Annotated in this window: 22 protein-coding genes; 12 read left to right on the top strand and 10 right to left on the bottom strand. The window is 59.7% G+C overall.

Going from position 1 to position 21,976, the window contains the following annotated elements; all coding sequences use genetic code 11:
• Window positions 1-144 precede the first annotated feature (144 nt).
• Window positions 145-582 (top strand): hypothetical protein, encoded by a 438-nt coding sequence (locus ACZ9BB_RS17690; protein ID WP_476214889.1) that lies wholly within the window; start codon window positions 145-147, stop codon window positions 580-582.
• Window positions 583-634: 52 nt separating this feature from the next.
• Here the strand turns inward: ACZ9BB_RS17690 and ACZ9BB_RS17685 are convergent, their stop codons facing one another.
• The gene (locus ACZ9BB_RS17685; protein WP_476214887.1) at window positions 635-1,747 is read right to left on the bottom strand and encodes an enoyl-CoA hydratase/isomerase family protein; all 1,113 of its coding nucleotides are present in this window, start codon (window positions 1,745-1,747) and stop codon (window positions 635-637) included.
• Window positions 1,748-1,879: 132 nt separating this feature from the next.
• On the opposite strand from ACZ9BB_RS17685, the gene ung reads away from it, so the two are divergent.
• Entirely contained in the window at window positions 1,880-2,572 is a 693-nt protein-coding gene (gene ung, locus ACZ9BB_RS17680; RefSeq protein WP_007941426.1) for a uracil-DNA glycosylase, read from the top strand.
• A gap of 145 nt (window positions 2,573-2,717) precedes the next feature.
• Here ung and ACZ9BB_RS17675 read toward each other — a convergent pair whose 3' ends face one another.
• Genes ACZ9BB_RS17675 through ACZ9BB_RS17655 form a run of 5 tightly spaced genes read right to left on the bottom strand, consistent with a single transcriptional unit; the run spans window position 2,718 to window position 8,092 of the window.
• Window positions 2,718-3,758, bottom strand: a complete 1,041-nt coding sequence (locus tag ACZ9BB_RS17675; RefSeq protein WP_476214885.1) for an AbrB family transcriptional regulator — start codon at window positions 3,756-3,758, stop codon at window positions 2,718-2,720.
• On the bottom strand, window positions 3,751-5,265 hold the full coding sequence (locus ACZ9BB_RS17670; RefSeq protein WP_476214883.1) for a tripartite tricarboxylate transporter permease: 1,515 nt from the start codon (window positions 5,263-5,265) through the stop codon (window positions 3,751-3,753). Before ACZ9BB_RS17670 ends, ACZ9BB_RS17675 begins: the two co-directional genes overlap by 8 nt.
• 1 nt (window position 5,266) lies before the next feature.
• The gene (locus ACZ9BB_RS17665; RefSeq protein WP_476214881.1) at window positions 5,267-5,725 is read right to left on the bottom strand and encodes a tripartite tricarboxylate transporter TctB family protein; all 459 of its coding nucleotides are present in this window, start codon (window positions 5,723-5,725) and stop codon (window positions 5,267-5,269) included.
• Window positions 5,726-5,783: 58 nt separating this feature from the next.
• A complete protein-coding gene (locus ACZ9BB_RS17660; RefSeq protein ID WP_476214879.1) occupies window positions 5,784-6,761 on the bottom strand; it encodes a Bug family tripartite tricarboxylate transporter substrate binding protein in 978 nt (325 codons plus the stop codon).
• 38 nt (window positions 6,762-6,799) lie between these two features.
• The gene (locus ACZ9BB_RS17655; RefSeq protein WP_476214878.1) at window positions 6,800-8,092 is read right to left on the bottom strand and encodes an OprD family porin; all 1,293 of its coding nucleotides are present in this window, start codon (window positions 8,090-8,092) and stop codon (window positions 6,800-6,802) included.
• Between the two features lie 221 nt (window positions 8,093-8,313).
• Between ACZ9BB_RS17655 and ACZ9BB_RS17650 the strand changes: the two genes are divergently transcribed.
• Together ACZ9BB_RS17650 and ACZ9BB_RS17645 are read left to right on the top strand one after the other, a co-directional pair.
• Window positions 8,314-8,985 carry a response regulator gene (locus ACZ9BB_RS17650; RefSeq protein ID WP_476214876.1) on the top strand — a complete coding sequence of 224 codons (672 nt, stop codon included), beginning with the start codon at window positions 8,314-8,316 and terminating at the stop codon, window positions 8,983-8,985.
• A complete protein-coding gene (locus tag ACZ9BB_RS17645) occupies window positions 8,978-10,366 on the top strand; it encodes a sensor histidine kinase (RefSeq protein WP_476214874.1) in 1,389 nt (462 codons plus the stop codon). Before ACZ9BB_RS17650 ends, ACZ9BB_RS17645 begins: the two co-directional genes overlap by 8 nt.
• Before the next feature lie 22 nt (window positions 10,367-10,388).
• On the opposite strand, the gene ACZ9BB_RS17640 is transcribed toward ACZ9BB_RS17645, so the two are convergent.
• Window positions 10,389-11,210, bottom strand: coding sequence for an HDOD domain-containing protein (locus ACZ9BB_RS17640; protein WP_476214872.1), 822 nt, complete (start codon window positions 11,208-11,210; stop codon window positions 10,389-10,391).
• A 35-nt stretch (window positions 11,211-11,245) separates the two neighbouring features.
• A complete protein-coding gene (gene ygfZ / locus ACZ9BB_RS17635) occupies window positions 11,246-12,187 on the bottom strand; it encodes a CAF17-like 4Fe-4S cluster assembly/insertion protein YgfZ (protein WP_476214870.1) in 942 nt (313 codons plus the stop codon).
• 149 nt (window positions 12,188-12,336) lie between these two features.
• Here ygfZ and ACZ9BB_RS17630 point away from each other — a divergent pair, with 149 nt between their 5' ends.
• Together ACZ9BB_RS17630 and ACZ9BB_RS17625 are read left to right on the top strand one after the other, a co-directional pair.
• The gene (locus ACZ9BB_RS17630) at window positions 12,337-12,591 is read left to right on the top strand and encodes an FAD assembly factor SdhE (RefSeq protein WP_007898624.1); all 255 of its coding nucleotides are present in this window, start codon (window positions 12,337-12,339) and stop codon (window positions 12,589-12,591) included.
• Window positions 12,575-13,027 (top strand): protein YgfX, encoded by a 453-nt coding sequence (locus ACZ9BB_RS17625; RefSeq protein ID WP_476214868.1) that lies wholly within the window; start codon window positions 12,575-12,577, stop codon window positions 13,025-13,027. Before ACZ9BB_RS17630 ends, ACZ9BB_RS17625 begins: the two co-directional genes overlap by 17 nt.
• On the opposite strand, the gene nadB is transcribed toward ACZ9BB_RS17625, so the two are convergent.
• Window positions 12,996-14,612, bottom strand: coding sequence for an L-aspartate oxidase (gene nadB / locus ACZ9BB_RS17620; protein ID WP_476214866.1), 1,617 nt, complete (start codon window positions 14,610-14,612; stop codon window positions 12,996-12,998). The two genes, ACZ9BB_RS17625 and nadB, sit on opposite strands and share 32 nt — an antisense overlap.
• Before the next feature lie 557 nt (window positions 14,613-15,169).
• Here nadB and rpoE point away from each other — a divergent pair.
• From rpoE to ACZ9BB_RS17600, 4 genes are all read left to right on the top strand, one after another.
• A complete protein-coding gene (gene rpoE, locus ACZ9BB_RS17615) occupies window positions 15,170-15,751 on the top strand; it encodes an RNA polymerase sigma factor RpoE/AlgU (protein WP_003172477.1) in 582 nt (193 codons plus the stop codon).
• A 31-nt stretch (window positions 15,752-15,782) separates the two neighbouring features.
• Window positions 15,783-16,370 (top strand): sigma-E factor negative regulatory protein, encoded by a 588-nt coding sequence (locus ACZ9BB_RS17610; RefSeq protein WP_476214864.1) that lies wholly within the window; start codon window positions 15,783-15,785, stop codon window positions 16,368-16,370.
• 8 nt (window positions 16,371-16,378) lie between these two features.
• Complete coding sequence (locus tag ACZ9BB_RS17605) at window positions 16,379-17,341, top strand: MucB/RseB C-terminal domain-containing protein (protein WP_476214862.1); 963 nt, start codon at window positions 16,379-16,381, stop codon at window positions 17,339-17,341.
• 247 nt (window positions 17,342-17,588) lie between these two features.
• Window positions 17,589-19,019: a DegQ family serine endoprotease gene (locus tag ACZ9BB_RS17600; protein ID WP_476214860.1), complete on the top strand. Its 1,431-nt coding sequence runs from the start codon at window positions 17,589-17,591 to the stop codon at window positions 19,017-19,019.
• 77 nt (window positions 19,020-19,096) lie between these two features.
• Here ACZ9BB_RS17600 and ACZ9BB_RS17595 read toward each other — a convergent pair whose 3' ends face one another.
• Window positions 19,097-20,530: a M48 family metalloprotease gene (locus tag ACZ9BB_RS17595; protein WP_476214858.1), complete on the bottom strand. Its 1,434-nt coding sequence runs from the start codon at window positions 20,528-20,530 to the stop codon at window positions 19,097-19,099.
• Between the two features lie 98 nt (window positions 20,531-20,628).
• On the opposite strand from ACZ9BB_RS17595, the gene ACZ9BB_RS17590 reads away from it, so the two are divergent.
• Together ACZ9BB_RS17590 and ACZ9BB_RS17585 are read left to right on the top strand one after the other, a co-directional pair.
• Window positions 20,629-20,868, top strand: a complete 240-nt coding sequence (locus tag ACZ9BB_RS17590; RefSeq protein WP_007898654.1) for a sulfurtransferase TusA family protein — start codon at window positions 20,629-20,631, stop codon at window positions 20,866-20,868.
• Between the two features lie 31 nt (window positions 20,869-20,899).
• Window positions 20,900-21,970 (top strand): AI-2E family transporter, encoded by a 1,071-nt coding sequence (locus ACZ9BB_RS17585; protein WP_476214855.1) that lies wholly within the window; start codon window positions 20,900-20,902, stop codon window positions 21,968-21,970.
• Window positions 21,971-21,976: the final 6 nt, after the last annotated feature.

The following is a 21,976-nucleotide window of genomic DNA, read 5'->3' as shown; positions in this document are numbered from 1 at the left end:
CCTTTCATCGGCTACTTGTTTCAACTTGTTGCGAAAACGCACCAGATTCCGATTTCACTGTCTGATATTTCGACAGTCACCGAACCATTGACTGTCGCCTGCCAGCGTCGCTGGTATGGCTCACTCGCGGTCCAGGAGGCCGCCATGCTCTGTCGAAAAAATCTCCGCCAAATTCTGCTGATTGTTCTATCGGGATTGTCTCTTGGTGCGTGCGTGCCCTATTCCGATGGAGGAGACAGCTACTACCGTTCCGAGGTCTACACGTCCCCAGCGCCGTATTACTCCGGCGGTGGGGCCTACTACTCCGATGGTGGTTACTACACGGCTCCGCGCAGGTATTACTCACCGCCTGCACGGTATTACCAGCCATCGCCGCGTTATTACTATCAGCCGCGGGTTTATCAACCGGCACCGCGCTATTACGACTACCGCGGCTACCAGAATCGCGGATGGGACCGTCATGACCGCGGTGGTTGGGACGGCCATAACCGAGGTGGCCGGGGCGATGACTATCGAGGCCATAGTGGTCGGGATCACCGTGGCGGAAGAGGCGATCACGATGGCCGAGGAGGCCGCTGGTAAATTGTTCAATAAAAAGCGGCGCATGAAGCGCCGCTTTTTTTGTGCCCGATTTTCAGTATTCCGACAGATCGGCCAGAGGATGCCGACCTTCCCAGACCTTGTGAAAATGCGCCTCCACCGCGGCCTCCGGCACATTATTGATGTCTGGCCAGTGCCAGTGAGGTTTCTGGTCCTTGTCGATCAGCCGAGCCCGCACCCCCTCGCTGAACTCCGGATGACGACAGCAATTGAGACTCATGGTGTATTCCATCTGAAAGACTTGAGCCAGTGACAGATGCCGGGCACGGGCGATCTGTTCCCACACCAGATGAGCGGTCAGCGGCGAGCCTTCAACCATGGTCCTGGCGGCACGACTGAGCAGCAGGTCGGAGTGATCGCGCAGCCCGCCGATGGCCTTCCAGGCACAACAGACATCGCTGACATCCAGCAGCTCGTCGATGTGCTGGCGTCGTGGCAGCCATTGCGCGTCGGGCATCTGCGCGAGCGCTTCCTGCTGCAAGGCCTTGAGCAGGCTGTTGAGCTGCATGGGTGTCTGTTCCTGCCAGTTCAATTGCAGCAAGCCTTCGATCAGTTCCTGCTGTTGTTCATCGAGCAGAAAGCGGTCCGCCAGGTCCAGATCGATCGCATCGCGACCGTTCATCTGTGCGCCAGTCAGGCCGAGAAACAATCCGAGCTTGCCGGGCAACCGTGACAGAAACCAACTGGCGCCGACGTCCGGGTACAAGCCGATGCCGATCTCCGGCATCGCCAGCCGGCTGCTTGGCGTGACAATCCGAATGCTCGCCCCTTGCAGCAGCCCCATGCCACCGCCCAGCACGTAACCATGTCCCCAGCAGATCAGTGGTTTCGGGTAGGTGTGCAGTTTGAAGTCGAGGCGATATTCTGCGGCAAAGAAGTGTGCAGCCAAGGGCGGCACTTCTCCGGGATGGGCACGACACGCCTCCACCAGGCTGCGTACTTCACCGCCAGCGCAAAAAGCCTTGGCGCCATTGCCGCGCAGCAGCACGCAAACGATCTGTGGTTCCTTGGCCCAGGCATCCAGTTGATCGCGCAAGGCGTTGATCATCGGCAAAGAGAGGGCATTGAGGGTCTTTTCGGCATCCAGGCTGGCAATGCCGATGCGTGCGCCGTCGGTGCCGGTGAGTTCTTCGAAGTGCAGATTCATCGTGACCTCGATCGGGAATTTGAGCGTTCAGTATGATCGCTCTATAGGAAAATGCCGGATCTGCCTCAGATCAATTGACAAGGGAGATAGGGTTTCCTAGGGTTCGCCCCATTGTTTTTGCCGGATGTAACCATGACTGCTGACGACCGTATCAAACTCGAACCGAGCTGGAAGGAGGCCCTGCGTGCTGAATTCGACCAGCCCTACATGGCAGAGTTGCGCACATTCCTGCAGCAAGAGCGCGCGGCGGGCAAGGAGATCTATCCGCCGGGGCCGTTGATTTTCAATGCGCTCAATTCCACGCCACTGGACAAGGTCAAGGTGGTCATCCTCGGTCAGGACCCTTACCACGGCCCGGGTCAGGCCCATGGGTTGTGCTTCTCGGTGCAACCGGGCGTACCGGCGCCGCCATCGCTGGTGAACATTTATAAAGAGTTGAAACGCGACCTGAACATCGACATCCCCAATCACGGTTACCTGCAGAGTTGGGCGGAGCAGGGCGTGTTGATGCTCAACACCACCATGACCGTGGAGCGCGCGAATGCCAACGCCCATGCGGGCAAGGGCTGGCAGTACTTTACCGATCGGATTATCGAAGTGGTCAGCGAGCACCAGCCACATCTGGTGTTCCTGCTGTGGGGCGCACATGCCCAGAGCAAACAGAAACTCATCGATGCCACCAAACACCTGGTGCTGACCTCAGTCCATCCATCGCCGCTGTCCGCCTATCGCGGCTTCCTCGGATGCGGGCACTTCAGCCGGGCGAACAAGTTTCTGGAACAGAATGGCGAGACGCCGATCGAGTGGCGGTTGCCGCCAGTCTGAAGATTGTGGCGAGGGGGCTTGCCCCCGTTGGGTCGCGCAGCGGCCCCAAAACCAGCCACACCGAAGCCCTCAGATTTTACGACTGCTTCGCAGCCGAACGGGGCGATGCGGCGTTCCGACAAGCCCCCTCGCCACAGGACTCATATCAGGGAGAATCCGGCTCCCGGTTCCAGTACCGAAACAACGGCTCCGCCAGAAACAACACAAACAACAACCGCATCACCTGCATCGCCGTCACCAACGGTACCGACAATTGCAGGGTTTGCGCCGTCAAACTCATCTCGGCAATCCCGCCGGGCATCATGCCCAGAGTCAGCGAACGCAGATCCAGCTGGGTCAGCGCACTCAACCCCAGCGCCGCCAAGGTGGCGATCAACATGGTCAACACCGTGCCGAGCAGGGTCCGGCCCATGAAGGACGGTGCCCGCCGGAAGAACTGCCGATTGAAGTGGCAACCCAAGCCGCTGCCGATCAGCCACTGGCCGATCTGACTGCCGCCATTGGGCAACCCGATGTGCAAGTTCCAGCCAATGCTGACCGCCGCACTCACCAGCAGCGGTCCGAACAGCCAGGGGTTGGGTTGTCGCAGCCGTTCCCAGATCCAGGCGGCAAGGGCGCCCGCCGGGAACAGAATGGCCAGCCACCACCAGTCCACGGTCGTTGGATGCAAGACCGGCGCACCGTCGCCCAACAGATACTTGAAGGCCGCCGGCACACACAGCACCACCACCAGCACCCGCAGACTCTGCCCCGCCGCGACACGGCTGAGCACCGCGCCATTGCGGGCGCCAAGGTTGACCATCTCGCCGGAACCGCCGGGCATGCTGGAAAAGAATGCGGTGGCGCGATCCTCACCGGTACGCCGCATCAACCACACCCCGACTACAGCCGACAGGCTAGTGACCAACGCACCGAAGAAGATCAGGCCGAAGTGGCTCAGCACCTGCTCCATCACCACCGGGGTGAAGTGCAGTCCGATGCCGATGCCGACGACCCACTGGCCGCACTTGCGCCCGCCCGGAATTTCCGCCAATTGCCAGGGGGTCAGGCAACGCACCAGGATGATCGCCAGCAACGAGCCGACCATCCACGGTAGCGGCCAGCCGATCTGGCTGGCGAGGTAACCGCCCAGCAGACCGACCAGCGGTGTTCCCCACCAGCTTTTGAACGGGGGGCGATCAGACATCGGCAATAGCGCGCCGGGCGACCGAACGTTTGCGCCAGATACGCAGCAGTGGCATCAGCAACATGATTGCAGTCAGCACCCAGCAACCGAACGTGATCGGGCTCGACCAGAGGATTTCCAGTGCACCATTGGAAATCGACAGCGCGCGACGCAGGTTTTGCTCCATCAACCCACCGAGAATGAAGCCCAGCAGCACGGGCGACAACGGGAAGTCCAGCTTGCGCAGAATGTAGCCGAAAATGCCGATGCCGATCATCAGGAACAGGTCGAAGGTGGTGGCGTGCACCGCGTAGACGCCGATCCCGGTGATGATGGCGATCACCGGCACCAGCGCCCAGTTCGGCACGGCAAGGATGCGGGTGAAGATGCGGATCATCGGGATGTTGAGGATCACCAGCATCACGTTGGCAACGAACAATGACGCGATCAGGCCCCAGACGATGTCCGGTTGCTGTTGGAACAACAGCGGGCCCGGGGTGATGTTGTACAGCGACAGCGCGCCGATCATCACCGCCGTGGTCCCCGAGCCCGGAACGCCAAGGGTCAGCATCGGCACCAGGGCACCGCAGGCTGCGCCACCGATAGCGGTTTCCGGCGCCGCGAGGCCACGCATGTCGCCTTGTCCGAAAGTGCCCTTGGTGCCGGCGATACGTTTCTCGGTCATGTAGGCCACGGCGCTGGCCAACGTCGCGCCGGCACCCGGCAACACGCCCATGATGAAGCCCAGCACACCGCAACGGATGTTCACCACGAACACCGCCGAGGCTTCCTTGAAGTTGAACATCATGCGCCCGGTGGCTTTTACCGCTTCCTGGCCGTGATGGGTTTTTTCCAGCAGCAGGAGGATTTCGCTGATGGAGAACAGGCCCAATACCAGCACGACAAACTGAATGCCGTCGGTCAGATGAATGTTATCCCCGGTAAAACGGTATACACCGCTGTTGGCATCGATCCCGACACTCGACAGAAACAGACCGATCAGCGCCGCAATGAAGGTCTTGAGCGGTCGGTCGCCGGCCATGCCGCCGAGACAGACAATCGCAAACACCATCAGCACGAAGTACTCCGCCGGCCCGAAGGCAATCGCCCATTTCGCCAGCAGCGGGGCGAACAGCACCATGCCGCACGTCGCGATGAATGCACCGATGAACGAACTCCACGCCGACAGCGACAGCGCTACACCCGCCAGACCCTTGCGGGCCATCGGATAACCGTCGAGGGTGGTCATCACGGTGGAGGCTTCGCCCGGAATATTCAGCAGGATCGAGCTGATCCGGCCGCCGTATTCGCAACCCAGGTACACCGCCGCCAGCAGGATCAACGCCGACTCCGGTGGCAGGCCGAGGGCAAACGCGATCGGAATCAGCAACGCCACGCCGTTGATCGGCCCCAGCCCCGGCAACAGGCCGACGACGGTGCCGATCAGAGTGCCGCACAACGCGGTCACCAGGTTATACGGGCTCAGCGCGACGCCGAAGCCCTGACCCAAATAGCCAAGAGTATCCATGTCAGTTCTCCAGAACGTCGAGCACGCCCAGTGGCAGTGGCACGTCCATCAACTTGTCGAACAGCAGATAAAGACCGATAGCCATCAGGCTGATGATCACCGTACTGGGCAGCCAGCGGCCGCCATACAGGCGTGCCATCGGGATCCCGATCAGAATGCTGGCGACGATGAAGCCAAGGGGTTCGAAGGTCCCGGCAAACACCAGCAACAGCACGATGCAGAGGCCGATTTTGATCAGGGTTTCGCGGTCCAGTTGCGGCTCGTCGTCGCTGTGCACGATTGGCGCCGGCCGAAATACCATGTACAGCAAAGCCAGGCCCATCAGGCCAAGCATCAGCAAGGGGAAGGCCCGAGGACCGACAGGCTCATAGGAAAAAGGCGCTTGATACGGCCATGCCATCAGTGCCAGGCCGACACAGGCCAGCAACAGCACCGAAGCGAAAATGCGTTGTAAGAGCATGGGAAACTCCTGGGCCGCGACCCCGAGAACCGGGGCCGCAGCCGCTAGACAGAGGCGATCACTGGATCAGGCCGAACTCTTTGGCCAGCACTTTGTAGTCCGCGACCTGCTTCTTCACGTAGGTGTCCAGCTCCGGGCCGGTCATGGCGAACGGGAACAGTTCACGCTGATCGCGCAGCTTGGCGAAATCCTCGGAGGCCAGCAGTTTGTCGAAGGCGTCTTTCCACCAGGCGTAGTCTTCGTCACTGACTTTTGGCCCGAGGTAGAAGCCGCGAACCACCGGCCAGACGATGTCGTAGCCTTGCTCTTTAGCGGTCGGAATGTCTTTCATTTCCGGCTCGTCCAGACGCTTCTCGGAGAACACCGCCAGCAGACGCATGTCGCCGCTCTGGATGTGTGGCATGGAGTCGGAGATGTCGGTGCTGCCAACCTGGATGTGGCCACCGAGCAAGGCGGTGGCAATTTCGCCACCACCTTCGAGGGCCACGTAACGCAGGTCGCGCGGGTTGATCCCGGCCGCTTTGGCGATCAGGGCGGTTTGCATCCAGTCCTGGCTGCCGACGGTGCCGCCGGAACCGATCACCACGGAGCTCGGATCTTTCTTCAGGGCTTTGACCAGATCGTCCAGGGTCTTGTAGGGCGAGTCGCTTTTCACTGCGATGGCGCCATAACTGGTGCCAACGGCGGCCAGCCAGCGCACTGCACTTTCATCGAAACGCCCGAATTTGCCTTGGGCCAGGTTCAGCAGCGAACCGCTGGACCACGCCACCAGCGTGCCGGCATCAGCCGGGCGCTGGGCGACCACCGCGTTGTAGGCCACCGCGCCGACACCGCCGGGCATGTAGGTCACACGCATCGGTTTGGTCAGCAGTTTTTCGTTGACCAGCGCGCTTTGCGCCAGTTTGCAGGTGAGGTCGAAACCGCCGCCCGGCGAGGCCGGGGCGATGCATTCCGGGCGTTTGGGTTCGGCAAGCAATTGGCCGGCAAACAGCATGACGCCGGCGGCCAGAGCAACTTTACGCAGTGATAAGTTCATTCAAGTCTCCTTGGAGTTTTTGTTATGGACGTACTGAATTACCAAAGTGCAACGCTATAGCTCACCAGCAGACGCACTTCATCGGCATCGCGAGCGGAGTAATTGGAACGGTAGGTGGCATTGCGCAGGCGGACGGCGACATCCTTCAAGGCGCCGCTTTGTACGACGTATTTGATCTCGGTGTTGCGCTCCCACTCTTTGCCTTCGTCACCGTTCTTGAGCTTGATGTTGTCGCCACTCACATAACGGCTCATGAAGCTCAGGCCGGGAATGCCGAGTTTGGCGAAGTCATAGTCGTAACGCGCTTGCCAGGAGTGTTCTTCGGCGCCGGCAAAGTCATTGATCTGCACGAAGTTGACCAGGTATGGATCGCTGCCATCGACATACGGGAAGGCACTGTCGCCGGACATGTGCTGATAGCCGGCGCTGAGTTTATGCCCGTTCAAGGCGTAGCTCACCAGCCCGTTGAGGGATTTGTTGTCGATCTTGCCACCCCGGGCCGCGCCCTCGTCGTCACTGATGGCCAATCGCAGATCGGTGCCGAAAGTGCCAGGGCCGAACGGTTGCGAAGCGACTACGCCGAGGAAGTGCTGGTTGTAGACTTCATCGAGTTGGGCGAAGTGGTAGCTGCCGGTGATCTTGTCGGTGAACTTGTAGTCCACGCCGCCAAAGTCAAAGTGCTTGCCGGCCACGGTACCGGCGAAGCGGCTGTTCTTGTTGTTGAGGGCGATGTCCTCGAAGTCGGTGCTGTCGCGATCCTTGGCTTTCTCCAGACGCCCGCCGGTAAAGGTCAGGTTCTTGATCTCTTTGGAGGTCAGCAGGCCGCCTTCAAAGGTCTGCGGCAAAATGCGCCCGTCGTTGGGCTTGAGGATCGGCAGTTCCGGAATCAGGCTGCCGATTTTCAGTTCCGTGGCGGAGATTTTCACTTTGCCGGTCAGGCCGAGCTTGGAGTATTCGTCGGCCGCGCGACCGTCGTCATGGGTCGGTAACAGGCCGGTGCCGGTGCGGTCCGGACTCGAATCGAGTTTTACCCCCAACATGCCCAGCGCATCGACGCCGAACCCCACGGTGCCGTCGGTGTAACCCGATTGCAGATTGAGCATGAACCCCTGGGCCCATTCGTCTCGCTTGGATTGCTGGGCGCTGGTGCCGTCGCGAAAGTCGCGGTTGAAATACATGTTGCGGGTTTCGAAGGTTGCCGTACTGTCTTCGAAGAAGGCAGCCTGGCTCAACGGTGAAAAGCCGGCGAGGGCGGCGGCACTGGCAAGGGCGGTCTGGCTGAGGCGGGAAAAACGAACAGGCGGGCGAGCCTGAAGCTGCATGGACAGCATGGTGATCTACTCCGTTTATTGTTCTTATTGGCGAAAACGCTTCGGGGCGTTTTTCGTACAGCGACGGCAGTCGAAACTGTCCGTGGCTGGACTCTAACCGGCCAACCTTTCGCTAACCTTTCAGCTGACTTTCACGGTTTTCGGGCTTCACAGCGACGGATGCGGCTGTAAACTCCGCGCCAAAGAATGGCGTCGACCATCCCTGAATGAGGTAAAGATCCATGCGTGTTCTGCTCGTCGAAGACCATCTGCAGCTTGCCGAAAGTGTCGCCCAGGCGCTCAAGAGCACTGGGTTGACGGTGGATGTGCTGCACGACGGTGTGGCGGCCGACCTGGCCTTGAACAGCGAGGAGTACGCCGTGGCGATCCTCGATGTCGGCTTGCCGCGCATGGATGGTTTTGAAGTGCTGGCGCGCTTGCGGGCCCGGGGCAAGAACCTGCCGGTGTTGATGCTCACCGCTCGAAGCGACGTCAAGGATCGGGTCCATGGCCTGAATCTGGGGGCTGACGATTACCTGGCCAAACCCTTCGAACTGACAGAACTCGAAGCCCGGGTCAAAGCCTTGCTGCGCCGCAGTGTGCTCGGCGGTGAGCGCCAGCAGCGTTGTGGCGTGCTGGCCTATGACCTGGACACCCGGCGCTTCACTCTTGGCGAAGAGCTGCTGACCCTGACCTCCCGCGAACAGGCGGTACTCGAAGCGCTGATCGCCCGTCCGGGTCGAGTGATGAGCAAGGAACAACTGGCCGCCCAAGTCTTCGGTCTGGACGAAGAAGCCAGTCCTGATGCCATCGAGATCTACGTCCACCGCTTGCGCAAGAAGCTCGATGGTCAGCCGGTGGCCATTGTGACGTTCCGCGGCCTTGGTTATTTGCTGGAAAGCCGCGATGCATAAGCTCAGCAGCCTGCGTTGGCGGTTGCTGTGGAACCTCGCGCTGTTGCTGGTGGTGTTGATGCTCGCCAGTGGTCTGAGCGCGTACTGGAACGGTCGCGAAGCCGCCGACACCGCTTATGACCGGACCTTGCTGGCCTCGGCCCGGACCATCGCCGCAGGCCTGTCCCAACACGACGGCAGCCTCAGTGCCAACGTGCCTTACGTGGCCCTCGATACGTTCGCCTACGACAGTGCCGGGCGAATTTTTTACCTGGTCAACGACATCAATCAGAAACTGATCTCGGGCTACGAAAACTTGCCGGCACCACCGCCGGGAACGCCGCGCACCGATGACTACCCGGCGCTGGCGCGTTTCTATAACGCCACCTATCAAGGGCAGAACGTGCGAGTGGTCAGCCTGCTCAAAGCGGTCAGCGAACCGAACATGAACGGCATGGCGGAAATCCGCGTGGCGGAAACCGATGAGGCGCGGGTCCGCATGGCTCGCAGCCTGATGGCTGACACGTTGTTGCGCCTGGGCATGCTGTCGATCGGTGCGCTGCTGCTGGTGTGGTTTGCGGTCAGTGCGGCGCTGCGTCCGCTGGAACGCTTGCGTACGGCGGTGGAAGAGCGTCAACCCGATGACTTGCGACCCTTGCCGCTGGTGGAAGTGCAGCATGAGTTGGGGCCGCTGGTGCGCGCGCTCAATCACTTTACCGAGCGTTTGCGCGGGCAGTTCGAGCGCCAGGCGCAGTTCATCGCCGATGCCGCGCATGAACTGCGCACGCCGCTGGCGGCGCTCAAGGCACGACTCGAACTGGGCTTGCGCTCGAACGAACCCGAAATCTGGCGCAGCACCCTGGAAACCGCCGCCCAGGGCACGGATCGCCTGACCCATCTGGCCAATCAATTGCTCTCGCTGGCACGGGTCGAGAATGGCGCCCGGGCAATCGCCGAGGGCGGTGCGCAGCTGCTCGACCTCAGTCAGTTGGCCCGTGAACTGGGCATGGCCATGGCGCCGTTGGCCCATGCACGCGGCGTGGCACTGGCGCTGGAAGCCGACGAACCGGTATGGCTGCGCGGTGAACCGACGCTGTTGAACGAACTGTTGAGCAATCTGGTGGACAACGCATTGGCTCACACGCCGCCGGGCGGCAATGTGATCCTACGGGTCATGGCACCGGCGGTACTGGAGGTCGAGGACGATGGCCCGGGGATTCCCCTTGAAGAGCGGGACCGGGTGTTCGAGCGTTTTTACCGGCGTAACCAGCAGGTGGCCGGGTCGGGACTGGGCCTGGCGATTGTTGGCGAGATCTGCCGCGCCCACCTGGCGCAGGTCAGCCTGCACGATGGTGAGCGGGCGGGGCTGAAGGTGCGGGTGAGTTTTATTGCCGGAGAGTGAACACAGTTGCTGGTGTTCACAATCAGTAAAACATCGACCGCGACCCTTCCAGATCCTTGCATATCGCCTCGTTATCCGGATCGATCCCCAGCTTCTTGAAGGCCGGCACGCTGAGCGGGTCGATACGCGCCAGTGGATGATCAGTGTCCTTGTGGCAGTACAGGCTGGCCACTTGCACCAGATCGACATAATCGACCCGCTCCGATTGCCGCTTGAAATCCAGATACTGCCCAGGCAGTTGCACCAGCATTTCCGGAAACTCCCAGACCCTGAGCAATTTATCGCCGAGCAGCGGATGAATCCGGTCGATCACATGGTTGAGGCTGACCGGGTCAGACAGCAATTCATAGTGATCTTCGGCGTAGGTCAGGATCGGCAACACACCAATCTGATGCACCAGGCCGCCAAGGGCTGCCTGATCAGGCTTGAGTTGTGTGTAACTGCGGCACAACGCATAGCTGACGCCGGCGATTTCCAGGCTTTTGCGCCAGACCTCGCGCATTTTCTGTTCGACCACTTCGGAACGGGCATTGAAGATCTGTTCCATCACCAGGCCGATGGCCAGGTTGCTGCTGTAATTGACCCCCAGCCGGGTGATGGCCGTGTGCAGATCAGTCACTTCCTGGGTCGCGCGCAGCAACGGGCTATTGACCACTTTGATCAGTCGCGCGGACAGCGCGGTATCGCGACCAATCACTTTGCTCAGGGTGCTGACACTGATTTCCGGGTCTTCGGCGGCCTTGCGAATCTGCAGGGCCACTTCCGGTAACGTTGGCAGAACCAGGTCATCATTATCGATGGCCTCAACCAAATCCTGTTGGACCTTATCCGCCAGCTCACTCATTTCTTTTCTCTAGGGTATTGCGACAAGTGCTGCTGTTAACGCTGGATTTCGCGATCACGATCCAGTTGGTAAGGCAGGTCGAGCAGATGCAGGCCCGGACCTTCGAGTGCGCCAAGGTGCAGGTTGCCATCTTCTGCAGCTTCGGCTTGCAGCACCGCCAGGAGTTCAATGTTTTGCTCGGCGCGAGCAGCGATCACCACTTCACCGATCGAACTACCATGGGTCGGGGAGAACAGTGGGGTGCCGGGCTCCGGCAATTCGCTGGCCTCCAGTTGCAGACGATACAAGCGGCGCTTGAGTTTGCCCAGGTACTGCATGCGCGCGACGATTTCCTGGCCGGTATAGCAACCCTTTTTGAAGCTCACACCGCCAACGGCTTGCAGATTGAGCATCTGCGGGATGAACAGTTCGCGGGTGCTCGGCATGACTTGCCCGATCCCGGCGCGGATCTGGCCCAGCAGCCATTGATTCAGATCACCTTCGGCCAACAGGGCGGACAGCTTGCCCTTGATGGTGTTGGCTTGATCGGCACGAACCCAGAGTTCAGCGCGATCCGGCGAGACGCGAAGGGCGATCAGACCGTCATTGCGCACGACGCTGTCGGTTTCTGCCGGCAGCGCCAGGCCCAAACTGGCCAGTGCCGCATCGCCATGCTCGAGGCCGAAACGAATCCAGCCGGCGCTTTCATCGGTCAATTTGGATTTGGAGAACACTGCGTACTTCTTCAGGTCCGCCAGTTGCGGCTCCAGCAGTTCAGTGGCCATCGCCATGAGCACACCGTCGCCTTCCAGCAGAATGCGGAAACTCGACTGCATCCGGCCTTTCTGCGTGCAGCGCGCGCCAAGGCTGGCCTGGGTGTCGCTCAGGTAATTGAGGTTGCAAGTCAATTGGCCTTGCAGGAATTTGCTGGCATCCGCGCCGCGTACCGCGAGAACGCCTTCGTGAGACAGGGTGCAGAAAAAAGCAGAATCGGCCATGGGTCATCGCAGGGTAAAGAGTCCGAGGGACATCATAAGGGGGCGCCCTTGAAATGGGTAGTTCACAAAGGATCGTCGGTGCCTGACCAAAGCCGACTGTTCGGCTCGTCTTGGGGCTGTATACTTGCGGCCTATTTGAGGAGCGCTCCATGGTCGAAGATGTTGAACTGAATCGCCTCTACTGGCACAGCCGCCGCGGCATGCTTGAACTTGACGTGTTGCTGGTGCCGTTTGTGAAAGAAGTTTACCCGCACCTCAACGAGGTTGATCGCGCGTGCTACGTCAGGCTGCTCGAATGCGAGGATCAGGACATGTTCGGCTGGTTCATGGAACGCGCCGAATCGGAAGATCCGGAGCTTCAGCGTATGGTTCGCATGATCCTGGATCGTGTCCAGCCCAAGTAACGCGTTCGAATGCCGCTGGCATGCCTCACGGCAATTGCTGGCGGCCTATCTTCTGGCCCAGCTGTTCGCGCTGGGTTCGTTGCTTCTTCTTTCTATACCGCCCTGGGCCAGCCTGCTCGGCCTTGTGCTGTGCGTGGCTCACGGTTTTTGGGCGTTGCCGCGGCACATTCTGCTGACACACGCGCACGCCTTTCGCGGCTTGCGTCGCGATGCCGATGGCTGGCAGTTGTGGAGTCAAGCGGTGGGTTGGCAGCCCGTGCAGCTGCGGCCGGACAGCCTGGCGCTGCCGCTGATCGTGGTGCTGCGCTTTCGTCTGCGGGGCGAGCGACGCATCAGGGCGATATGCGTGCCGCGGGATTCGCAGGCGGCGGATGTGCACCGACGCCTGCGGGTTCGGCTCAAGTTCAGTCGGCGTAGGTGGGTGGCACCAGAATAGTGTCCAGGGCAACCGGCAACATGTTCGGGTAATCGAGGGTGTAATGCAGGCCGCGACTTTCCTTGCGCTCCATGGCTGACTGAATCATCAACTCGGCCACCTGCGCCAGGTTACGCAGCTCGATCAAATCCCGACTGACCTTGTAGTTGCTGTAGAACTCGTCGATTTCGTCCAGCAGCAGGCGTACCCGGTGCTGAGCCCGTTGCAGACGCTTGTTGGTGCGTACGATGCCGACGTAGTCCCACATGAATCGCCGCAGTTCGTCCCAGTTGTGCGCAATGATCACGTCTTCGTCGGAGTCGGTGACCTGGCTCGCATCCCAGACGGGCAGGGCGACCGGAATCGACACCTGTGGCAACTGTTCAAGGATGTCCGCCGCCGCCGAACGGGCGTAAACGAAACATTCCAGCAGCGAGTTGCTGGCCATGCGGTTGGCGCCATGCAGGCCGGTGAAGCTGGTTTCACCAATCGCATACAGACCCGGTACGTCGGTGCGGCCCCGCTGATCGACCATCACGCCGCCGCAGGTGTAGTGCGCCGCCGGAACCACCGGGATCGGTTGCCTGGTGATATCGATGGAGAATTCCAGGCAGCGTTCATAGACCGTCGGAAAGTGCGTCTTGATGAAGTCTTCGGGCTTGTGGCTGATGTCCAGATAGACGCAGTCGATACCCAGGCGCTTCATCTCATGGTCGATGGCGCGGGCGACGATGTCCCGAGGTGCCAGTTCGGCCCGTGGGTCGAAGCGCTGCATGAAGCGTTCACCATTGGGCAGCTTCAGATGCCCGCCTTCGCCGCGCAGGGCTTCGGTGATCAGAAAACTCTTGGCTTGCGGGTGATAAAGGCAGGTGGGGTGGAACTGGTTAAACTCCAGGTTCGCCACCCGGCAACCCGAACGCCAGGCCATGGCAATGCCATCACCGCAGGCGCCGTCGGGGTTGCTGGTATAGAGGTAGACCTTGGCCGCGCCGCCCGATGCAAGGATCACGAAGCGCGCGCCGTAGGTGTCGACTTCACCGGTGCCGCGGTTGAGTACGTAGGCGCCGAGGCAGCGGTCGCCTTCAAGGCCGAGGCGCTTTTCGGTGATCAGATCAACCGCGACCCGCTGCTCCAGCAGTTCGATGTTGGGACGCTGTTTAGCCTGGTCGAGCAAGGTTCTGAAGATCGCTGCGCCAGTCGCATCGGCGGCGTGAATAATGCGCCGATGGCTGTGGCCGCCTTCGCGGGTCAGGTGAAACTCGAAACCACCGTCTTCAGTGCCGGATTGTTCATCGCGGGTAAAGGGCACGCCTTGGTCGATCAACCATTGGATCGCCTCTCTGCTGTGCTCGACGGTAAAGCGCACCGCGTCTTCATGGCACAGGCCACCACCGGCGTTGAGGGTGTCATCGACGTGGGATTCGACTGTATCGGTATCATCCAGAACGGCAGCGACGCCGCCCTGGGCCCAGAATGTCGAGCCGTTGGCGAGGTCGCCTTTGCTCAATACAGCGATACGCAAATGACCGGGCAAGGTCAGCGCAAGGCTCAAGCCGGCAGCACCGCTGCCAATTACCAGAACATCGTGTTGAAACTGTTGGCTCATTTCAGGATTCCGCTCAAAGCGACCCGGATCGGGGTGGCGCTGGACATCTGGACAGGCGAGGTCAGACAACCGCACAGCCCCCTAGTATATAGAGGGGGGGAGCGGCACAATAGCCGGGCTCACATGGCATTGTGAAACTACTGTGACGGAAAAGGCTGGACGCTTCGTCGGAAGTTTTCTGGCTGCTTAGGCGACAAGGTAACTGTATCGTGGATTTAACAGTCTTTTTCTCTTCAAAGTTACACAATGTTGGATTGAAGCCGCTATAAATATGGAACTTTTGCCAAAGGCCCAAGATCAATAGACGGTTGTCTGAAACAAGGGACAGTATCGGTTTCGGTGCGGGACTTGCGGTTGGGGTCCTTGCTGATGAATCCGATGGACAAGATTATTCGCGCAGCCGGGTCATGCCGCACTGCGCTTTTCGTGCGTGCCAGGTCAGAGCCCGCAGGAAACTTGCTTGGAGGGGGAGAACTTTTGCGAAAAGCCCGAGTCTATGTTTGCAAGTCTGGTCTTTCAGTGATGCAAGCCTCCTCCGAGCTTATCGAGGAGTGTTCATGCTAACCCAGGAAGAGGATCAGCAGCTGGTCGAGCGCGTTCAACGCGGCGACAAGCGAGCTTTCGATCTGCTAGTGCTGAAATACCAGCACAAAATTCTCGGGTTGATCGTGCGTTTCGTGCACGACACCCATGAAGCCCAGGATGTCGCACAGGAAGCCTTTATCAAGGCCTACCGTGCACTTGGTAATTTTCGCGGAGACAGCGCGTTTTATACGTGGCTTTACCGTATCGCCATCAACACGGCGAAAAACTATCTGGTTTCACGCGGCCGTCGGCCGCCGGATAGCGATGTCAGTTCCGAGGATGCAGAGTTCTACGATGGCGATCATGGCCTCAAGGATCTCGAGTCGCCAGAACGTGCATTGCTGCGGGATGAGATCGAAGGCACCGTCCATCGAACCATTCAGCAACTGCCGGAAGATTTGCGTACGGCTTTAACTTTACGTGAATTCGATGGTCTGAGTTACGAGGACATTGCCAGCGTCATGCAGTGTCCGGTGGGTACCGTGCGCTCCCGAATCTTCCGCGCTCGGGAGGCCATCGATAAAGCCCTGCAGCCGTTGTTGCAGGAAAACTAAAGACAGCGGCGACAGCCAAGAGAGGAACGCCATGAGTCGTGAAGCCCTGCAGGAATCGCTGTCCGCAGTGATGGATAACGAAGCGGACGAATTGGAATTGCGTCGGGTGTTGAATGCCTTCGACGATGTTGAAACCCGTGAAACCTGGGCTCGTTATCAGATCGCTCGGGCAGTCATGCACAAGGACCTGCTGCTTCCTCGTCTGGACATCGCTGCGGCAGTCTCTGCTGCGCTGGCTGACGAAGCCGTGCCGGCAAAAGCCTCCCGCGGTCCATGGCGCAGCCTGGGTCGTCTGGCAGTTGCTGCTTCGGTGACCGTTGCCGTACTGGCGGGTGTTCGTCTGTACAACCAGGACGAGATCGCTGGCGTCGAGCTGGCTCAGCAATCCAGTCAACCGGGTCTGGCCGTTCCTCAGGTCAAGGGCCCTGCTGTATTGGCAGGCTACAATGAGAGTTCGGATGCCACTGGCCCTATGGCCAACGGTGTATTGCAAGGTCAGCCAGGCTGGCATGATCAGCGTCTGCCAGGCTACTTGCGCCAACATGCTCAACAGGCTGCACTGAAAGGAACTGAGAGCGCTCTGCCTTACGCTCGTGCAGCAAGCCTGGAAAACCGCTAAGGAGGATCATGCGCGCCATACCTCTACTTTCGCTTCTGCTTGGTGGCTGGTTTATTGTTCCAGCCCATGCCGATGAAGCCCAGGACTGGCTGAAACGTCTGGGGCAGGCCGAGCAACAGCAAAGCTTTCACGGTACTTTCGTCTACGAGCGTAACGGTAGTTTCTCTACCCATAACATCTGGCACCGCGTCCAGGATGGCAAGGTCCGCGAGCGCTTACTCCAGCTCGACGGCTCGGCACAAGAAGTCGTGCGCATTGATGGACATACTCAATGCGTGAGCGGCACCCTGATAGCAGGTCTGGGGGATTCATCCAACTCCACCGCTCGTGCGCTCGATCCTCAAAAGCTAAAGAATTGGTATGACCTTGCTGTCATCGGCAAGTCGCGTGTGGCTGGGCGTTCGGCAGTGATCGTGTCATTGACGCCTCGCGATCAGCACCGCTACGGTTTCGAGCTGCACCTGGACAAGGAAACCGGCCTGCCGTTGAAGTCGTTGCTGCTCAATGAAAAAGGGCAACTGTTGGAGCGGTTTCAGTTCACCCGACTGGATACTGCCGATGTGCCTTCCGAAGGCGATTTGCAGGCAGGTCCTGATTGCAAAGCCATTTCCCTCGACAGTGACCAGGCTTCCGCCGTCAAAACCGCGCAGGTGTGGCATTCGGACTGGCTGCCGCCAGGTTTCGAGCTGACCAGCAGCACTTCGCACAAGGATCCGGAGACCAAGGCGCAGGTCAACAGTCTGATGTACGACGATGGCCTAGCCCGATTCTCGGTGTTCCTTGAGCCATTGAATGGGGCGTCAGTCACCGACACGCGCACCCAGCTGGGGCCAACCGTTGCTGTTTCCCGTCGTTTGACGACTCCGCAAGGCGAGATGATGGTGACCGTGGTCGGTGAAATACCGATTGGCACCGCCGAACGGATTGCGTTATCCATGCGCAACGATGCCGCGGTTTCGAGCAAGCAGTGAGCTGATCAGCCATGCTCATCAATCGAGGTTTGGATTGGGTGGGGGGGCTGCAATGTCTGCCCCGCTATTGATGCCTCGAAATGTTTTGCCGAGCATTTTCATTTGCAAATATTCCGAAAATTTTTTATAGGTCAGAGCCCCTCGGCTCTGGCCTTGTTTGTTGTTCCCGGAACAAAAATACCGGCGTATCGTTTCCGGTGTTCCTTGCTCCATATCGCTTAACCATGCTCGTCGTAACGGGAGCCGTATGTCGATACCACGCTTGAAGTCTTATCTCTCCATTTTTGCCACCGTGCTGCTGCTCGGTCAGGCGGTCGCTGCGCAAGCGGTCGAGTTGCCTGACTTCACGCAGTTGGTCGAGCAAGCCTCGCCCGCGGTGGTTAACATCAGTACTACCCAGAAGCTGCCGGACCGTAAGGTCTCCAGCGAGCAAATGCCTGACCTTGAAGGCTTGCCGCCGATGCTGCGCGAGTTCTTCGAGCGGGGCATGCCGCAGCAGCCACGCTCCCCTCGCGGCGATCGTCAGCGTGAGGCTCAATCCCTGGGCTCGGGTTTTATCATCTCGCCTGATGGCTACATCCTGACCAACAACCACGTAATCGCCGATGCCGACGAGATTCTTGTGCGCCTCGCCGATCGCAGTGAATTGAAGGCCAAGCTGATCGGCACCGATCCGCGTTCCGACGTCGCTTTGCTGAAAATCGAAGGCAAGGACCTGCCGGTTCTGAAGCTCGGCAAATCGCAGGACCTGAAGGCCGGTCAGTGGGTCGTGGCCATCGGTTCGCCGTTCGGTTTCGATCATACCGTGACTCAAGGTATCGTCAGCGCCATCGGCCGCAGCTTGCCGAATGAAAACTATGTGCCGTTCATCCAGACCGACGTACCGATCAACCCGGGTAACTCCGGTGGTCCGCTGTTCAACCTGGCTGGTGAAGTGGTCGGCATCAACTCGCAGATCTACACCCGCTCCGGCGGCTTCATGGGCGTGTCGTTCGCAATCCCTATCGATGTGGCGATGGACGTTTCCAATCAACTGAAGAGCGGCGGCAAAGTCAGTCGTGGCTGGTTGGGCGTCGTGATCCAGGAAGTGAGCAAGGATCTGGCCGAGTCGTTCGGTCTCGAGAAACCGGCCGGTGCGCTGGTGGCTCAGATCCAGGATGACGGTCCGGCTGCCAAGGGTGGCCTGCAAGTGGGTGACGTGATTCTCAGCATGAACGGTCAACCCATTGTCATGTCCGCCGATCTGCCACACCTGGTGGGCGCGCTGAAGGCTGGCTCAAAAGCCGATCTTGAAGTGATTCGCGAAGGCAAACGCAAGAACCTCGAGCTGACCGTCGGCGCTATCCCCGAAGAAGGCAAAGAGCTGGAAGCCCTGCCGAAATCCAGCGTTGAGCGCAGCAGCAATCGCTTGGGTGTTTCCGTGGTCGAGTTGACCGATGAGCAGAAGAAAGCCCTCGACCTCAAAGGTGGTGTGGTTATCAAGGATGTTCAGGATGGCCCTGCTGCCCTGATCGGCTTGCAGGCGGGTGATGTGATTACTCACCTGAACAACCAGGCGATCGGCTCCGCCAAGGAGTTCACGGAGATTGCCAAGGCGCTGCCAAAGAACCGCTCGGTGTCGATGCGGGTTTTGCGTCAAGGTCGCGCCAGCTTCATCACCTTCAAACTGGCTGAATAAACCGGTTGTCGGCTGAATAAAAAAACCGCCTCGAAAGAGGCGGTTTTTTGTACCTGGATTTTTTGTTTCTGAAGCGGTCAGCCCATCATGTCCTTGACCATGCGTTCCTGCTCCATCAACTCACGTTGGCGCGCGTCGATCCGCGATGACAGCGGGAAGTTGCTGCCCGCCTTACGCTTGGCGAAGTCCAGTTGCTGGATTGCCTGGCGATAATCGCCGACCAGCGCAAAGTATTCCGCGCGAGCCTGATGCAGGCCGATGATGTTGCCTGACAGGCCACGAGTTTCGGCCACCATGTACCAGACGTCTGGATCATCGGGTCGGCTCTTGAGCAGGTTCTCCAGCGCTTTTTCCGCATCGGCTGCTCGATTCTGCTTGAGCAGCAGGTCGACACGTACCTGATTCAGCGGGTAGTTGCCTGGATACTGCGTGAGCATCCGGTCGACCCGTGACTGAGCATCGGGCAGGCGATTGTTGGTGATGTCCAGATCGACCTGGGCCAGGTTGTAAATGATTTCGTTCGGCGATTTGGCCAGTAGCGGCTTGAGGTTCTCACGAGCCTCATTCAGCTGGCCACCCTTGATCTGGGCGATCGCCAAGCCATAGCGCGCGACGTCGTTTTTCGGGTTTTCATCCAGTTGCGCCCGAAAGCGCTTGGCGCCAAGGCCTGGGGTTTCTTCATAGATCAGCTGCACGCGAGCACGAATCAGCTGATAACGCATGCTGTCTTCGATACCGCCCGGTTTAGCCTGTTCGGCGCGGTTGCGGGTGTCGGCGATCCGCGATTCGGTCACCGGGTGAGTCAGCAGGAATTCCGGTGGCTTGGCGTCGAAGCGGTACTGGCGCATCAGCCGTTCGAACATGGTCGGCATCGAACGCGGATCGTAACCGGCCTTTTCGAGGTTCATGATGCCGATACGGTCGGCTTCCTGCTCGTTCTGGCGCGAGAAGCGTCGTTGTTCCTGAATCGCCGCTGCCTGAGTGCCTGCAATGGTCGCGATACCGGCATCACCTGCACCGGCCGCGGCAATCACGATACCGGCCAGCAGCGCAGCCATCATGGGCACCTGCATGCGTTGCGAAGCTTCGACACCCCGTGCGAAGTGACGCTGCGACAAGTGAGCCAGTTCGTGGGCCAGTACCGAGGCATATTCGCCCTCGGTCTGGGCATTGAGGAACAAGCCGCCGTTGACGCCGACGATCCCGCCCGGGGCGGCAAAAGCGTTGAGCTGCGGGCTGTTGATCAGGATGAACTCCAGGCGCCGGTCATTGACCTGGCTGGTCTCCACCAGCCGGTAGACGCTGGATTCGACGTAATCCTTGAGCTGAGGATCGTTGAGCTGCGACACCTGGCTACGCAACAGCGCCAGCCAGGCACGGCCCAGTTGGTGTTCCTGTTGCGGTGAGACGATGGCAGAGCTGGCGTCACCGAGTGACGGCAAGTCGTCGGCGAAGCCCGGTGAGGCGAGCAGGCAAGCGAGCGTCAGCAGGGTAGGGCGCAAAAAAGTCATGCACAAAGCCTTAGTCGACAAAGACCTTACTGTAGCCGGACACTACGCTTGGGACCAGATATTCTAAGTGGCTCAACCCCCAGCCCCGGAGTGATTCGATGACTGACGCTGTAACCCACGACGCCGAACTGGACGCCAGCGGTCTGAATTGTCCGTTGCCATTGCTCAAGGCCAAACTGGAACTCAACCGATTGGCCAGCGGTGCGGTGCTCAAGGTGATCGCTACCGATGCGGGCTCCCAGCGCGACTTTCGCACCTTTGCCCGATTGGCCGGTCATACGCTGCTTCGTGAAGAAGATGAGGCGGGCGTTTACCGCTACTGGTTGAAAAAAGCCTGAAATCTGCTGCGCTCGTTTCTAAGGATTATTGATGTTCAAAGTGTTACGCGACTGGATTCAGCGCTACTTTTCGGATGAAGAAGCCGTTGTGCTGGCGGTGTTGCTGTTTCTGGCATTTACCGCGGTGCTTACCTTGGGGGGGATGCTTGCGCCGGTCCTGGCCGGGATGGTGCTGGCGTATTTGATGCAGGGGCTGGTGGTGACTCTCGAACGCCTGCGCGTGCCCGGTGGCGTGGCGGTAGGGCTGGTCTTCGCGTTGTTCATGGGGGTATTGCTGGTATTTATCATCGTCGTGGTGCCGTTGCTCTGGCATCAGCTGATCACACTGTTCAACGAATTGCCGGGCATGCTCGCCAAGTGGCAGTCGCTGCTGTTGCTGCTGCCCGAGCGCTATCCGCACCTGGTGTCGGATGAGCAAGTGTTGCAGGCCATCGAAGTGGCGCGGGGCGAGATCGGCAAGTTCGGCCAGTGGGCACTGACGTTTTCGCTGTCGAGTCTGCCGCTGTTGGTGAACATCATGATCTACCTGGTGCTGGTGCCGATCCTGGTGTTCTTCTTTCTCAAGGATCGGGAGATGATCGGCCAATGGGTCCGCGGTTACCTGCCGCGCGAGCGGGCGCTGATCACCCGGGTCGCCCAGGAAATGAACCGGCAGATCGCCAATTACATTCGTGGCAAGGTCATCGAGATTTTCATTTGCGGTGGCGTGACCTACATCGGGTTTGTGGCGCTGGGGCTCAACTACGCGGCGCTGTTGGCGTTGCTGGTGGGGGTGTCAGTGGTAGTGCCCTATGTCGGGGCCGTGGTGGTGACCGTGCCGGTGCTGCTGATTGCGCTGTTCCAATGGGGCTGGAGCGATCAGTTCATCTATTTGATGGCGGTCTACGGGATCATCCAGACGCTGGACGGCAATGTGCTGGTGCCGCTGCTATTCTCGGAAGCGGTCAACCTGCACCCGGTGGCGATCATCTGCGCGGTGTTGCTGTTTGGCGGCTTGTGGGGGTTCTGGGGAGTGTTCTTTGCGATTCCTCTGGCGACGCTGTTCAAAGCGGTGCTGGATGCCTGGCCGCGCAAGGAGCCGGTGGTGGCGCCGTTGCTTTAACGGTCG

It is taken from the genome of Pseudomonas sp. TE3552, from assembly GCF_056278945.1.
Note: the sequence above shows the minus strand (reverse complement) of the source record. Positions and strands in the feature narration are given on the sequence as shown.

Excerpts from the sequence above, each read along its gene's own strand:
- ACZ9BB_RS17690 (WP_476214889.1), top strand. The coding sequence starts at position 145 with ATGCTCTGTCGAAAAAATCTCCGCCAAATTCTGCTGATTGTTCTATCG.
- ACZ9BB_RS17685 (WP_476214887.1), bottom strand. The coding sequence starts at position 1,747 with ATGAATCTGCACTTCGAAGAACTCACCGGCACCGACGGCGCACGCATC.
- ung (WP_007941426.1), top strand. The coding sequence starts at position 1,880 with ATGACTGCTGACGACCGTATCAAACTCGAACCGAGCTGGAAGGAGGCC.
- ACZ9BB_RS17675 (WP_476214885.1), bottom strand. The coding sequence starts at position 3,758 with ATGTCTGATCGCCCCCCGTTCAAAAGCTGGTGGGGAACACCGCTGGTC.
- ACZ9BB_RS17670 (WP_476214883.1), bottom strand. The coding sequence starts at position 5,265 with ATGGATACTCTTGGCTATTTGGGTCAGGGCTTCGGCGTCGCGCTGAGC.
- ACZ9BB_RS17665 (WP_476214881.1), bottom strand. The coding sequence starts at position 5,725 with ATGCTCTTACAACGCATTTTCGCTTCGGTGCTGTTGCTGGCCTGTGTC.
- ACZ9BB_RS17660 (WP_476214879.1), bottom strand. The coding sequence starts at position 6,761 with ATGAACTTATCACTGCGTAAAGTTGCTCTGGCCGCCGGCGTCATGCTG.
- ACZ9BB_RS17655 (WP_476214878.1), bottom strand. The coding sequence starts at position 8,092 with ATGCTGTCCATGCAGCTTCAGGCTCGCCCGCCTGTTCGTTTTTCCCGC.
- ACZ9BB_RS17650 (WP_476214876.1), top strand. The coding sequence starts at position 8,314 with ATGCGTGTTCTGCTCGTCGAAGACCATCTGCAGCTTGCCGAAAGTGTC.
- ACZ9BB_RS17645 (WP_476214874.1), top strand. The coding sequence starts at position 8,978 with ATGCATAAGCTCAGCAGCCTGCGTTGGCGGTTGCTGTGGAACCTCGCG.
- ACZ9BB_RS17640 (WP_476214872.1), bottom strand. The coding sequence starts at position 11,210 with ATGAGTGAGCTGGCGGATAAGGTCCAACAGGATTTGGTTGAGGCCATC.
- ygfZ (WP_476214870.1), bottom strand. The coding sequence starts at position 12,187 with ATGGCCGATTCTGCTTTTTTCTGCACCCTGTCTCACGAAGGCGTTCTC.
- ACZ9BB_RS17630 (WP_007898624.1), top strand. The coding sequence starts at position 12,337 with ATGGTCGAAGATGTTGAACTGAATCGCCTCTACTGGCACAGCCGCCGC.
- nadB (WP_476214866.1), bottom strand. The coding sequence starts at position 14,612 with ATGAGCCAACAGTTTCAACACGATGTTCTGGTAATTGGCAGCGGTGCT.
- rpoE (WP_003172477.1), top strand. The coding sequence starts at position 15,170 with ATGCTAACCCAGGAAGAGGATCAGCAGCTGGTCGAGCGCGTTCAACGC.
- ACZ9BB_RS17610 (WP_476214864.1), top strand. The coding sequence starts at position 15,783 with ATGAGTCGTGAAGCCCTGCAGGAATCGCTGTCCGCAGTGATGGATAAC.
- ACZ9BB_RS17605 (WP_476214862.1), top strand. The coding sequence starts at position 16,379 with ATGCGCGCCATACCTCTACTTTCGCTTCTGCTTGGTGGCTGGTTTATT.
- ACZ9BB_RS17600 (WP_476214860.1), top strand. The coding sequence starts at position 17,589 with ATGTCGATACCACGCTTGAAGTCTTATCTCTCCATTTTTGCCACCGTG.
- ACZ9BB_RS17595 (WP_476214858.1), bottom strand. The coding sequence starts at position 20,530 with ATGACTTTTTTGCGCCCTACCCTGCTGACGCTCGCTTGCCTGCTCGCC.
- ACZ9BB_RS17590 (WP_007898654.1), top strand. The coding sequence starts at position 20,629 with ATGACTGACGCTGTAACCCACGACGCCGAACTGGACGCCAGCGGTCTG.
- ACZ9BB_RS17585 (WP_476214855.1), top strand. The coding sequence starts at position 20,900 with ATGTTCAAAGTGTTACGCGACTGGATTCAGCGCTACTTTTCGGATGAA.